At 58.2% G+C, this 12,863-nt stretch carries 11 protein-coding genes; 10 read left to right on the top strand and 1 reads right to left on the bottom strand.

What is annotated here, in order from left to right:
* The first annotated feature begins 8 nt into the window (after nucleotides 1-8).
* A complete protein-coding gene (gene cheW, locus HBM95_13880; protein ID NIH44019.1) occupies nucleotides 9-512 on the top strand; it encodes a chemotaxis protein CheW in 504 nt (167 codons plus the stop codon).
* Nucleotides 513-616: 104 nt separating this feature from the next.
* Here cheW and HBM95_13875 read toward each other — a convergent pair whose 3' ends face one another.
* On the bottom strand, nucleotides 617-1,876 hold the full coding sequence (locus tag HBM95_13875) for a dicarboxylate/amino acid:cation symporter (GenBank protein ID NIH44018.1): 1,260 nt from the start codon (nucleotides 1,874-1,876) through the stop codon (nucleotides 617-619).
* 429 nt (nucleotides 1,877-2,305) lie between these two features.
* Here HBM95_13875 and HBM95_13870 point away from each other — a divergent pair, with 429 nt between their 5' ends.
* The 9 genes from HBM95_13870 (at nucleotide 2,306) to HBM95_13830 (ending at nucleotide 12,863) form a co-directional block, all read left to right on the top strand.
* Nucleotides 2,306-2,878 (top strand): fimbrial major subunit CsuA/B family protein, encoded by a 573-nt coding sequence (locus tag HBM95_13870; GenBank protein ID NIH44017.1) that lies wholly within the window; start codon nucleotides 2,306-2,308, stop codon nucleotides 2,876-2,878.
* A 12-nt stretch (nucleotides 2,879-2,890) separates the two neighbouring features.
* Nucleotides 2,891-3,439 (top strand): spore coat protein U domain-containing protein, encoded by a 549-nt coding sequence (locus tag HBM95_13865; protein ID NIH44016.1) that lies wholly within the window; start codon nucleotides 2,891-2,893, stop codon nucleotides 3,437-3,439.
* Between the two features lie 16 nt (nucleotides 3,440-3,455).
* Nucleotides 3,456-4,214 carry a molecular chaperone gene (locus tag HBM95_13860; GenBank protein ID NIH44015.1) on the top strand — a complete coding sequence of 253 codons (759 nt, stop codon included), beginning with the start codon at nucleotides 3,456-3,458 and terminating at the stop codon, nucleotides 4,212-4,214.
* Nucleotides 4,190-6,574, top strand: a complete 2,385-nt coding sequence (locus tag HBM95_13855; GenBank protein ID NIH44014.1) for a fimbrial biogenesis outer membrane usher protein — start codon at nucleotides 4,190-4,192, stop codon at nucleotides 6,572-6,574. The genes HBM95_13860 and HBM95_13855 overlap by 25 nt, the downstream gene beginning before the upstream one ends.
* Nucleotides 6,571-7,533 carry a spore coat protein U domain-containing protein gene (locus HBM95_13850; GenBank protein NIH44013.1) on the top strand — a complete coding sequence of 321 codons (963 nt, stop codon included), beginning with the start codon at nucleotides 6,571-6,573 and terminating at the stop codon, nucleotides 7,531-7,533. Before HBM95_13855 ends, HBM95_13850 begins: the two co-directional genes overlap by 4 nt.
* Before the next feature lie 84 nt (nucleotides 7,534-7,617).
* Nucleotides 7,618-9,285 carry a methyl-accepting chemotaxis protein II gene (gene tar / locus HBM95_13845; GenBank protein ID NIH44012.1) on the top strand — a complete coding sequence of 556 codons (1,668 nt, stop codon included), beginning with the start codon at nucleotides 7,618-7,620 and terminating at the stop codon, nucleotides 9,283-9,285.
* Between the two features lie 44 nt (nucleotides 9,286-9,329).
* On the top strand, nucleotides 9,330-10,931 hold the full coding sequence (tap, locus tag HBM95_13840) for a methyl-accepting chemotaxis protein IV (protein NIH44011.1): 1,602 nt from the start codon (nucleotides 9,330-9,332) through the stop codon (nucleotides 10,929-10,931).
* Nucleotides 10,932-10,950: 19 nt separating this feature from the next.
* Nucleotides 10,951-11,817, top strand: a complete 867-nt coding sequence (gene cheR / locus HBM95_13835; GenBank protein NIH44010.1) for a protein-glutamate O-methyltransferase CheR — start codon at nucleotides 10,951-10,953, stop codon at nucleotides 11,815-11,817.
* Nucleotides 11,814-12,863: a chemotaxis response regulator protein-glutamate methylesterase gene (locus tag HBM95_13830; protein NIH44009.1), complete on the top strand. Its 1,050-nt coding sequence runs from the start codon at nucleotides 11,814-11,816 to the stop codon at nucleotides 12,861-12,863. The genes cheR and HBM95_13830 overlap by 4 nt, the downstream gene beginning before the upstream one ends.

Raw genomic sequence — 12,863 nt, 5'->3', positions numbered from 1 at the left:
GTAATAACATGACCGGTATGAGTAATGTAACGAAACTGGCGGGCGAGCCATCAGGGCAGGAATTCCTGGTCTTCACTTTGGGCGATGAGGAGTACGGCATCGATATCCTGAAAGTGCAGGAAATTCGCGGTTACGACCAGGTTACCCGCATCGCGAACACGCCTGCGTTTATTAAAGGCGTCACCAACCTGCGCGGCGTGATTGTGCCAATCGTCGATCTGCGCGTGAAGTTCAGCCAGGGCGACGTTGACTACAATGACAACACCGTGGTGATCGTCCTCAACCTGGGGCAGCGCGTGGTGGGTATCGTGGTGGATGGCGTATCTGACGTCCTCTCCCTGACGTCTGACCAAATCCGCCCTGCGCCGGAATTTGCGGTCACGCTGTCGACCGAATACCTGACCGGTCTGGGCGCGCTCGGCGAGCGTATGCTGATTCTGGTGAACATTGAGAAGCTGCTGAACAGCGAAGAGATGGCGCTGCTGGATATCGCGGCGAATCATGTAGCGTAGGTAAATGCAAAACGGCAACCGGGTTGCCGTTTTTTGTGTTTGCTCCCTCTCCTTGTGGGAGAGGGCCGGGGTGAGGGCATCAGGCCTCACCCTTTTTCATGCCATTACGCTTCCTGCTTTACCAGCTCAGCTTCCGCTTCCCGCGCACCTTCATTCTGAGACAGCATCGCGGTCGCAATACCATTCCCCAGCACGTTAATCGCGGAACGCCCCATATCCAGGAAGTGGTCGATTCCCATCAGCAGCAGGATCCCCGCCACAGGAATATTAAAGCTCGGAATGGTCGCTGCCAGCACCACCAGCGAAGAACGCGGTACGCCCGCAATCCCTTTCGACGCCAGCATCAGGGTCAGCATCAGCACCGTCACCTCAGAGAAACTCAGGTGAATGTTGTACGCCTGAGCGATGAACATCGAGGCGAAAGAGCAGTACACCATCGACCCCACCAGGTTGAAGGAGTAGCCAATTGGCAGAACGAAAGAGGCGATATTGCGCGAGCAGCCAAAGCGCTCCAGCTGCTCCAGCGTTTTAGGGTAGGCTGCTTCAGAACTGCTGGTAGTGAATGCGACCAGTACCGGATCTTTCAGCATGCTGACCAGGCGAAATACCTCTTTTTTAAGCACCATGTAACCCACGGCCAGCAGCACCATGCAGGTGAGAAGAATGGCAACGTAGTAGCCGCCAATAAAGGAGGCGTAGTTTAACAGGATGCCAAGACCCTGCGTGGCAATGACGGAGGAGATCGCCGCAAAGATGGCCAGCGGCGCAACGTACATCACGTAACCCGTTACCTTCAGCATGATATGGGAAACCACATCCAGCGCGGCCACCAGCGGCGCGTTGAATTTCTGCCCCAGCGACGCGCCACCAATGCCGAAGAACATCGAGAACACCACAATCTGCAGGATCTCATTGTTCGACATCGCCCCTGCGATACTGGTTGGAATGGTGTGAGACAGGAACGCTTTCAGCGTCATCCCGCCCACGGCCAGGCCTGTATCTACCGCCTCGGTTGGGACCGTCAGGTTCAGACCGCTTCCCGGACGCTCCAGCGTGACGATAAACAGTCCGACCAGAATGGAGAGCACGGATGAGCTGATAAACCACACCATCGCTTTGCCGCCCACGCGGCCAATGGTGGAGGTTTCTCCCAGCTTCATAATGCCCACGGTAAGCGTGCTGAAGACCAGCGGCGCAATAACCATTTTGATCAGACGGAGGAAAATATCGGTCAGAAGGGTAATATTATCCGACCAGGCTTTGATGGCATCCGCAGATGCGTACTCGTGAATTGCCGCCCCTGAAAGAATACCCGCCAGCATGAATATCACGATGAAGAGTGTGAGTTTGTTTGCACTTGCCACGAAAAAAGACCCTCTATGCGCTTCGGTTGTAGCCCGCGCCGATACATATAAATTTTTTATTGCGACGCGGGAAATTATTCGGCACATAAATTGACGCAAAGCGTAGGGGGATACAACTCCTTTTTAATTTTTATTAATTTTGTTGTTAATGCCTGAACGATATATTGTGATGCTAATCACACTTTTATGGATATATCCTCAGTCAAAGTGCAGGAATATTCCTTTATTATTATTTAACCCATTGTTTTATATCTACATATGATCCGGTCAGGGCATGGGTTTTGCCTGCCCCACGTCGGGTGGTCGAAGCGATATCCGTAAACTAAATTCTCAATAACCCCCTCAGAGGAAGGTTTAGCGGGGCTAACATCTTGAACGTTAAAAATAAAATGTCGCAAGGGAACAGAGACGTCTTCTGGAGGGTGGTAAATGAAAAGAAAACTCCTTTTGATCTGCGCAGGCACGTTGCTGACTGCGACAACGGCCCATCAGGCCCTGGCCGTCACCAGCAACGGCACCATTGGCGCCACGCTGACGCTAACAAACGGTTGTCTGATTAACGGATCGCCCGCCCAAAGCGGCATTAACTTCGGGATACTTGATTTCGGCACCCATCCCGCAACGTTTTCCACTCTGACCACGCAGCTAACCGGCGCCAGCGGCGGAAATACCTTCACCATTCAATGCACGACCGCCAGCTATTCGGTGGCGATCACCGGCAACACCAACTCCACGGCACCTGGCACCGTTGTCGGCTCGCCGGGAACGCCCGCGCGCTATCTGGTAAACACGACCAATACGGCGCAGGGGGTGGCTTACAGCCTGTACAGCGACAGCGGATTCAACACGGTGGTAGCTAATAACGCCGCGTTGCCGATCGCGTCCACGGCGGGGGGCGTTGACAGTTACACCCTCTACGGACGTATTACCGGCGGCGGTAACAGCGTTACGGTGGTACCGGGCACCTATACCGACACGATTAACGTCAGCGTGACCTATTAGATCTGCACTGCCATGAAGGCACTTTTTATAGGTCTGCGCAAAAGCGCAGAGGGACACGTGCAGCCTTTTTTCGCGCTAATCGTCGGGTTGTTGCTGCTCCCCACTGCGGGGGCGGTAACATCGCAATCCTTTAAGGTCAGCGCGACCATTGTACCGGGATGCGCAGTGGCTACCGGCAGCGGGGGAATTCTCGGTACGCTGGATTTTGGCACCCATAACGGCGTGGAAAGTGCGCCGGTGAGCACCAGCTTTGTACCAAACGGGGCCTTGTCCATCGCCTGCACACCGGGCGTGGCGCTGACTATGAGTATTAATGGCGGTCAGAATTATTCATCCGTTCGCCGAATGAAACGTACGAACGGGACGGAAATGGTCCCGTACCGGCTGTACAGCAGCAGTTCGCTGGCCGCGAACAGCGAAATCGGCGTTAACCAGGCGATACCGGTGACCTATACCAACAGCAATAACATCGCGCTGCCCCTTTTTGGCGTGGCGCTATTGACCGGGTTTAGCCCGGCAGGAACCTATTCCGATCAGCTCACCGTGACCTTGTCATGGTAATAAAGGGAGAGAGGCAATGAAGCCAATTATCAGGCATATGTGTCTGGCGGGTGTGTTGTCATGCGTCGCGGCGGCCGGACAGGCGCAGGCGGCGGCCACCATTCTGCTCTGGCCCATCGATCCCTGGCTTGCCGCCGATGCTAACGCCACGGAGTTGTGGATCCAGAACCAGGGGAACAGCGCAACGACCATGCAGGTGCGGATTGTGCGCTGGAAGCAGGAGGGCGGATACGAACGCTACAGCGCGCAGCAGGACGTGGTCGCCAGCCCGCCCATTGTCACCATCCAGAAAGGTAATAAGCAGCTGATTCGTCTTATTAAACAGGGCGCGGTTCCTGCAGGCGTTGAACAGGCGTACCGCATTATCGTGGATGAAATCCCGCAGCCTGACGCCAAAGCTGCACCCGCCATCGGCCTCAAATTACAGATGCGTTACTCCATTCCGCTGTTTGTTTACGGACAGGGGATCCCGACCCTGAAAGAGGGAGCGCATCACGCGCTGGTGGAGACCCGAAACCTGAGCTGGCGGGTGACGCAGGAGGGAGGACAACCTGCATTACAGGTGCGTAATCAGGGGGATGTGCACGTCAGGCTTAGCCAGGTGTCGCTGGTGCAGGGGGGGCAAAAACGCACCGTAGCGGAGGGATTACTGGGATACGTCCTGCCGGGCAGTACCCGTAGCTGGCCGATACCCGCTGGCGTTCGTCAGCCAGACCGGATGAGCGCGCAGATTAATGCCAGGGACGCACAATGGCAGTCGACGCCCGTCAACTGAAGCCGGCAATGATGATGCTGCTTTGCGTCAGTACCACAGCCTGGGGCGAACCCGGCGACGACAGTTTGCCGCCGCCTCCCCAGGCACAGGCGGTAAATGATGAAGCGGTCTTTCAGCTTGCCCTCGTGCTCAACCACTATGACACCGGTCTGGTGGTCCCCGTGACGCAGCGCAACGGCGCTTTCTTTATTTCCAGCGCCGATTTGCTGCGCGCCGGGCTGCCCCAGGAGCATGTGCCCGCCGGAGAGGTGAATCTCTCCTCACTGAGCCAGGTTCGTGTGGAGTACGACAGCGCCGCGCAGCGCCTGCTGCTGACCCTTCCCCGGGACTGGATCGCCGCCCGGGTGACACCCTTTAGCGCGCAAACGGCGCAGTCCAAACCGCACTACGGGCGTGGCGCGCTGTTGAATTACGATCTCTACACCAACCACACGGAGCATACTGGCGGCCAGGCGTCGCTCTGGCATGAACTCCGCTACTTCGACGAGAACGGCTCGTTTTCCACCACCGGGTACGCCCGGAAAAATTTCACCGGAAACGACGGTCAGCAGGAAGGGTATGTTCGCTATGACACCACGCTGCTGATAACGAATGAGGATGACGCGACCACCTGGAGCGCCGGAGACGTTATCAGCGATGCCCTGAGCTGGACCTCCAGCGTGCGGATGGGCGGTATCAGCTACGGACGCGATTTCTCCCTGCGCCCGGACCTGGTGACATGGCCGCTGCCCGAATTTTCGGGGGAGGCCGCGGTCCCCACCTCGGTGGATCTCTTTATCAACGGCTATCGGTCCGGCTCAACTCAGCTTCAGCCGGGCCCCTTCACTCTGACCAATCTGCCCTATATCAACGGGGCGGGGGATGCGGTGCTGGTCACCACCGATGCGCTGGGACGCCAGGTGAGCACCACGCTCCCGTTTTATGTCACCAGTGATTTGCTTAAAACAGGGCTGAGCGACGGGGCCGTGACGCTCGGCAGCCTGCGCCGGAATTACGGCATCAGGAATTTTGACTACGGCCCTGCGGCAGGCAGCGGCTCGTATCGCTACGGGATGACGGACTGGCTGACGCTGGAGGGCCACGCGGAAGGGGCAGAAGAGCTGGCGCTGGGCGGGGCGGGGACGGTGATAAAGCTCGGCCAGTTTGGCGTGGTGAATTCCTCTTACTCACAAAGCCGCATGCGCGGGGACGACGGCGGGCAAATCAGCTGGGGCTATCAGTACAGCACCAGCGAGTTTAGCGTCGCGACCCAGCACACCCGTCGCGATCGCGGCTTTGGCAATCTCGCTCTCTATGACCAACCGACGGTATATGACGAAAATGACAGACCCATCGCCAGCTTTAGCCGCAATACGGACCAGTATTCTCTGACCTTCAATCTGGGGCAGTACGGCAATATTGGCGCGGCCTGGATCGGCGTGGAAAGCTTTGACAGCCAGAAAACGGAACTGCTGAATCTCTCCTGGAGCCGCAATCTCTGGGGGGCAAGCAGTATTTACCTGGCCGGCAGTCGGGACCAGCAGCGTGGGGACTGGACGGTCGCGCTGTCGCTGCAGGTGCCGCTGGGGGAACGCGACAGCGCTGCCGTCACCTTCGAAAACACCCCGGATGCAGGCAGCTCGCAGCGCATTAACTACAACCACTCTATGCCTTCTGACGGCGGGTTTAGCTGGAACATGGCCTGGGCCAACCAGTCAAAATCCAGTGATTATCAGCAGGGTACGCTGGGCTGGCGCAATAACAATATCGAACTGCAGGGCGGTGGCTATGGCGAGAGGGACACCATGACCTGGTGGGGCGAGGCGATGGGCGCCATTGTCCTGATGGACGGCGAGCTGTTCGCGGCGAACAAAATCAACGATGCGTTTGTGGTGATCAGCACCGACGGCCATCCGGACGTGCCCGTCAGCTATGAAAACCAGCCCGTCGGCAAAACGAATAACAACGGCTACCTGCTGGTCAGCGGGGTGTCGGCGTACTATCCGGCAAGCTACCGGATCGATACGCTGAATCTGCCGGCGGATACCCGGCTGAAGGAGACTGAGCGGCGGATCGCCATTCGTCGTCACAGCGGCTATCTGGTGGACTTCCCGATGGAGCAGGAGCGGGTGGCAAGCGTCATTCTGCACGATGCGCAGGGGCAGGCGATCCCGGTGGGAAGCCAGGTCCGACGTGCCTCGCGCAGCAATGCGGTGGTGGGGTATGACGGCATCGCGTGGCTGGAGAACCTCAGCGATGTGAACCCGCTTGAGGTGATCACCCCTGCCGGAAAACGCTGCACGGCGACCCTGACCGTGGGGGCCAATCCGGAGCACAAGCTGCAAACCTACGGTCCGCTGGTTTGTCGGGAGGGGCCATGACGCGCCTGCTGCTGCTGTTGCTGTTGCTTTTCTCCGGCGGCGGCTGGGCGGCGTGCACCGTCAGTACGGTCAATGCGTCGTTTGGCAGCGTCACGTCGTTTGCGTTGAGCGGAAACGGGGAAGTGGAAACCACCGGCACGCTGGTGGTGGCGTGTGACGCCGTGCTCAATGTGCTGACCAACGACTCGGTGACCCTGAACTACACCGCAGCGTCGGTATCGGGCAACAGCCGCGCCACCATGAAACGCACGGATAACGCGGCCATCACGGACGTGATCCCCACCCGGCTGTGCGGATTATCGGGCTGCGCGAGCAGCAGCGAGGTGCAGATAAGTAATTCGTATACCTGGAGTGGGAACACACTGCTGGGGCTACTCGGGTCAAAACGGTACAACATACCGCTCTATTTTCGCACCATCCCCGGACAAAACGTGACTGCCGGGCCTTATCAGGTGCTGCTGACCTTCAGCATCAACTACAACGTCTGCGCCGTCGGTCTGGGAAGCCTGTGTACATCTCCCCAGTCGGGAACCGCAACGACCAGTATTCTGCTTAACATGACCGTCACCAACGACTGCAGCGCCATGACCACGCCGGACGTAAACTTTAACAGCGCACCGCTGGTGCAAAGTTTTCCCAACGTTTCGCAGGCTATTGCCGTGACCTGTACCAAAGGCAGCACCTACACCATTGGCATTAATAATGGTGCCAACGCGCTGAACAACGTGCGGCGTATGGTGAGCGGCAGTAACGCCCTGAGCTACGACATCTATAAAGAAGCCAGCGGTAACCGCTGGGGCGGCAGCGGTGCCGAACGCTGGTCCAGCGCGACGTCGTCCCAGGTCAGTAGCGACGGGTTGCTGCGAACCTACAACTATACCGCTAAGGTCCTGACCAATCAGGCCACGCCACCCGCCGGCACCTACACCGATACGCTGATTGTTGACGTCGCGTTTTAACCCCGCGCTTTTCCCTTTCGCAAATGTAAAGTTCCTGTGGCCTGTGCCGATAACACCGTTAATAAATCTATGAGAAGGTGTTGTATGTTGAACCGTATCCGCGTTGTCACAATGCTCATGATGGTGCTGGTCATTTTCGCACTACTTCAGCTTATCTCCGGCGGGCTTTTTTTCTCGTCGTTAAAACAGAACCAGGACAGCTTCGCCGCCTCGAACGATCTCCGCCTTCAGCAGAGCGAGCTTACGTCAACGTGGGATCTGATGCTGCAAACGCGCATCAACCTGAGCCGCTCGTCCGCGCGCATGATGATGGATCCCAACAATCAGCAGAGCAGCGCGAAAACCGATCTGCTAAAAAATGCCCGGGCCACGCTGGCCGACGCGGCAAAACACTACGCCACCTTCAAACAGATCGCCCCGCAGCCCGCTATGGCGCAGGTGAGCCAGAATATTGATGAAAAATATAACGCCTACTATGCCGGGCTGACGGAGCTGATTCAGTTCCTGGAGAGTGGCAACATGGACGCCTACTTCGCACAGCCGACGCAGGGGATGCAAAACGCACTCGGCGCGGCGCTGGGGGAATACGCGAAGGCCAGCGGCGATTTGTATCACTCGGCCTTTACTGAAAGCCAGAATGACTACCGCTTTGCGAAATGGCAGATGGCGGTGCTGGCGCTGGCGCTGGTCATTGTGCTGATCGCGGTCTGGTACGGCATTCGCCACATCCTGCTGAACCCGCTCGGTCGCGTGATTGCCCATATCCGCGATATTGCCAGCGGTGACCTGACTAAAACGCTGACCGTGTCCGGGCGCAATGAGATCACCGAGTTGGCCAACAGCGTCGACCATATGCAGCGTTCATTGATCGAGACCGTCGCCAACGTGCGTAACGGGTCAGAGGCTATCTATACCGGCACCAGCGAAATCGCGATGGGCAATAACGACCTTTCATCCCGTACCGAGCAGCAGGCTTCCGCTCTGGAAGAGACGGCCGCCAGCATGGAGCAGCTCACGGCAACTGTGAAGCAGAACGCCGATAACGCTCGCCAGGCGTCTCAGCTGGCGGAAAGCGCCTCCGAGACGGCGCAGCGCGGCGGTCGCGTGGTGGATGGCGTGGTGAAAACCATGCACGAAATCGCCGACAGCTCGAAGAAAATCGCTGACATTATCAGCGTCATCGACGGCATTGCCTTCCAGACAAACATCCTCGCGCTCAACGCCGCCGTGGAAGCGGCGCGCGCGGGCGAGCAGGGCCGCGGGTTTGCCGTGGTGGCCGGGGAAGTGCGCAACCTGGCCAGCCGCAGCGCCAACGCGGCGAAAGAGATCAAAGCCCTTATTGAAGACTCCGTCTCCCGCGTGGATACCGGCTCGGTGCTGGTGGAAAGCGCCGGGGAGACCATGAATGACATCGTGAATGCCGTTACCCGCGTAACGGACATCATGGGTGAAATCGCCTCTGCATCCGATGAGCAGAGTCGTGGTATCGACCAGGTTGCCCTGGCGGTATCGGAAATGGATCGCGTGACACAGCAAAACGCCGCCCTGGTGCAGGAGTCCGCTGCGGCGGCCGCTGCCCTGGAAGACCAGGCGAGCCGTCTGAAGATGGCCGTCTCGGCGTTTCGTCTCGCTTCACTCGCTGGAAATACGGTCACTTCGCAGTCGACGTACCGCGCGCCAGCCGCCGACCCGGCGGTCACCCGCATGCGTGCTGCAACGGCCGGACAAGATGAAAACTGGGAAACATTTTGACTGACAATTAGACCGCGGCTGCTTGCCGCTTGATGGGAGCGTGGATGTTAAATCGTATTCGTATCTCGACCACACTGTTTTTGATTCTGATCCTTTGCGGTGTGTTGCAGGTTGGCAGTAACGGGTTGTCTTTTTGGGCGTTTCGCGATGGCTATCAGAATTTGCAGGACGTTGAGGCGAGTAATCAGCAGCGCTCCGCACTGGCACAAACGCGTGCCGTGCTGTTGCAGGCAAGCACTGCGCTGAACAAGGCAGGAACCTTAACCGCGCTCAGCTATCCGCCGGATGACATTAAAGCGCTGATGGCAACGGCGCGCGACAGCCTGAAGCAGGCAGACGCACAGTTTAAGGCCTTCACGGCGCAGGCAGCCGACAGCGAGAAAGAGAAAGCGCTGAAGGCAGCCATGAAAAAGAACTTTGAGCAGTGGTTCAGCGATCTGGACCACCAGGCGACCTGGCTTGAGAACAACCAGCTTTCGGACTTTATGAGCGCACCGGTTCAGGCGTCTCAGGCCGCGTTTGACGGCAGCTTTAACGCGTGGCAGCAGGATATTAACCGGTCTGTTCAGCGTGCAGGTGAAGCGAGCCGTATCAGCTATCACATGTCCGGCGTTATCTTTGCCGTCGTCGTGATCCTGGCGGGGCTGCTGACCGGCGGGGCGCTGCTCTGGGTGCGCAGAATGATTGTGCAGCCGCTGGCGATCGTCAGCAGCCACTTCGACAGTATTGCGAAGGGGGACCTGGCGCGTCCGGTGGCGGTGTTCGGCAAAAACGAAATATCGGCGATCTTTGCCAGCCTGAAGGCGATGCAGGGCGCTCTGCGGGAAACGGTATCCGACGTGCGTCAGGGCAGTTATGCCATGCACACCGGGATCTCAGAGATTGCGGCAGGCAATAACGATCTCTCGTCCCGCACCGAGCAGCAGGCGGCCTCGCTGGCGCAGACGGCGGCCAGCATGGAGCAGCTGACCGCAACGGTTAGCCAGAACGCCGATAACGCGCGTCAGGCGTCTGATCTGTCAAAACAGGCGGCGATGACGGCGAAGAAAGGCGGCGACCAGGCGTCCCATGTCGCCAGCACCATGCAGGAGATTGCCACCAGCTCGCAGAAGATTGGCGACATCATCAGCGTGATCGACGGTATTGCGTTCCAGACCAACATTCTGGCGCTGAACGCTGCCGTTGAAGCGGCGCGCGCCGGCGAGCAGGGACGTGGGTTTGCGGTGGTAGCCGGGGAAGTGCGTAACCTGGCGAGCCGCAGCGCCAACGCGGCGAAAGAGATTAAGGTGCTGATCGAAGAGTCGGTCTCGCGTGTTCAGCAGGGCTCAACCCTTGTGGATACGGCGGCGCAAACCATGCACGAGATCGTCACCTCCGTGACGCGGGTGAACGACATCATGGGCGAAATTGCCTCCGCGTCGGATGAACAGCGTCGCGGGATTGAGCAGGTTGCCCAGGCCGTCAGCCAGATGGATCGGGTAACGCAACAGAACGCCTCGTTAGTTGAGGAAGCGGCAGCGGCAACCGATCAACTGGCCAGCCAGGCAGATCGTCTGACCGGTCTGGTCGCAGTATTTAATGTGAAAGAGCACGTTGAAGCAGTAACAGAAGTCGGGCGGTCGCAGGCCGTGCCAGTTGTATCCTGAATGTAATTAAGAAGGCGCTATGACATCACCAATGCCCCCTGGGCAAACGTCATTATTGTTGCAGATGACACAGCGCCTCGCGCTGTCCGACGCGCATTTTCGTCGGATATGTCAGTTAATCTACCAGCGTGCGGGGATCGTGCTTGCGGATCATAAGCGGGACATGGTCTACAACCGACTGGTGCGGCGCTTGCGTACGCTGGGGCTGGATGATTTTGGCCGCTATCTGAGCATGCTTGAGGCCAACCAAAACAGCGCAGAGTGGCAGGCTTTTATTAACTCATTAACCACCAACCTGACGGCTTTTTTCCGCGAAGCTCACCACTTCCCGGTCCTGGCCGAGCACGCGCGCCGTCGCACCGGGGAGTATCGCGTCTGGAGTGCGGCCGCCTCGACGGGTGAAGAGCCGTATTCGCTGGCGATTACCCTGGCCGATACCCTGGGGATGGCGGCCGGGCGCTGGAAGGTCTACGCCAGCGATATCGACACCGAGGTGCTGGAGAAGGCGCGCAACGGCGTTTATCGCCAGGACGAGCTGAAAACGCTGTCACCGCAGCAGCTGCAGCGTTACTTCATGCGCGGTACGGGGCCGCATGAAGGCCTGGTTCGCGTACGCCAGGAGCTGGCGAACCTCGTCGAATTCGCGCCCGTTAACCTGCTCGATAAGCAGTACAACGTGCCGGGGCCTTTCGACGCCATTTTTTGCCGTAACGTCATGATCTATTTTGATAAAACGACGCAACAGGACATTCTGCGTCGGTTTGTTCCGTTGCTCAAGCCTGACGGTTTACTGTTTGCCGGGCACTCGGAAAACTTCAGCAACCTCGCGCGTGAGTTTAGCCTGCGTGGGCAAACGGTATATGCGCTGAGTAAGGAAAAAGCATGAGTAAAATCAGGGTATTGTCCGTCGATGATTCAGCGCTGATGCGCCAGATCATGACTGAAATAATCAATAGCCACAGCGACATGGAGATGGTGGCCACAGCGCCAGATCCGCTGGTAGCGCGGGATTTAATTAAAAAATATAACCCCGACGTGCTAACGCTGGATGTCGAGATGCCGCGCATGGATGGCATAGATTTCCTGGAAAAATTGATGCGGCTGCGGCCCATGCCGGTGGTGATGGTCTCCTCCCTGACCGGGAAAGGATCGGAGATCACCTTGCGCGCGCTGGAGCTAGGGGCGGTGGATTTTGTCACCAAACCGCAGCTCGGCATTCGCGAGGGTATGCTGGCGTACAGCGAGATGATTGCGGAGAAAATTCGCACCGCATCGCGTGCGAAGCTCGCGGCCCACAAGCCGATGGCCGCGCCGGTAACCCTCAAGGCCGGTCCGTTACTCAGCTCGGAAAAACTGCTGGTTATTGGAGCGTCAACCGGAGGAACAGAGGCAATTCGCCATGTACTCCAGCCATTGCCGCTTTCAAGTCCGGGTATTCTGATTACTCAGCATATGCCGCCAGGCTTTACCCGCTCGTTCGCCGAACGCCTGAACAAGCTGTGCCAGATCAGCGTGAAAGAGGCGGAAGACGGCGAGCGCGTGCTGCCGGGACATGCGTATATCGCCCCGGGCGACAAGCATATGGAGCTGGCACGCAGCGGCGCTAACTATCAAATCAAAATTCATGACGGACCGCCGGTCAACCGGCACCGTCCGTCAGTGGATGTGCTGTTTCATTCGGTGGCGAAACATGCGGGGCGCAACGCCGTCGGGGTGATCCTGACGGGGATGGGCAACGACGGTGCCGCCGGAATGCTTGCAATGCACCAGGCTGGCGCCTGGACGATTGCGCAGAATGAAGCAAGTTGTGTGGTGTTCGGCATGCCGCGCGAGGCCATCAATATGGGTGGCGTGAGCGAAGTGGTCGATCTTAGCCAGGTAAGCCAGCAGATGCTGGCGAAAATCAGTGCCGGACAGGCAATACGTATTTGA

The sequence above is a fragment of the Enterobacter asburiae genome (assembly GCA_011754535.1).
Classification (GTDB): Bacteria; Pseudomonadota; Gammaproteobacteria; order Enterobacterales; family Enterobacteriaceae; genus Enterobacter; species Enterobacter cloacae_N.
Note: the sequence above shows the minus strand (reverse complement) of the source record. Positions and strands in the feature narration are given on the sequence as shown.

What these genes read in the sequence shown, in the direction of transcription:
- HBM95_13865 (NIH44016.1), top strand. Translation starts at nt 2,891, where the DNA reads ATGAAGGCACTTTTTATAGGTCTGCGCAAAAGCGCAGAGGGACACGTG.
- HBM95_13870 (NIH44017.1), top strand. Translation starts at nt 2,306, where the DNA reads ATGAAAAGAAAACTCCTTTTGATCTGCGCAGGCACGTTGCTGACTGCG.
- HBM95_13855 (NIH44014.1), top strand. Translation starts at nt 4,190, where the DNA reads ATGGCAGTCGACGCCCGTCAACTGAAGCCGGCAATGATGATGCTGCTT.
- tar (NIH44012.1), top strand. Translation starts at nt 7,618, where the DNA reads ATGTTGAACCGTATCCGCGTTGTCACAATGCTCATGATGGTGCTGGTC.
- cheR (NIH44010.1), top strand. Translation starts at nt 10,951, where the DNA reads ATGACATCACCAATGCCCCCTGGGCAAACGTCATTATTGTTGCAGATG.
- HBM95_13830 (NIH44009.1), top strand. Translation starts at nt 11,814, where the DNA reads ATGAGTAAAATCAGGGTATTGTCCGTCGATGATTCAGCGCTGATGCGC.
- cheW (NIH44019.1), top strand. Translation starts at nt 9, where the DNA reads ATGACCGGTATGAGTAATGTAACGAAACTGGCGGGCGAGCCATCAGGG.
- tap (NIH44011.1), top strand. Translation starts at nt 9,330, where the DNA reads ATGTTAAATCGTATTCGTATCTCGACCACACTGTTTTTGATTCTGATC.
- HBM95_13850 (NIH44013.1), top strand. Translation starts at nt 6,571, where the DNA reads ATGACGCGCCTGCTGCTGCTGTTGCTGTTGCTTTTCTCCGGCGGCGGC.
- HBM95_13860 (NIH44015.1), top strand. Translation starts at nt 3,456, where the DNA reads ATGAAGCCAATTATCAGGCATATGTGTCTGGCGGGTGTGTTGTCATGC.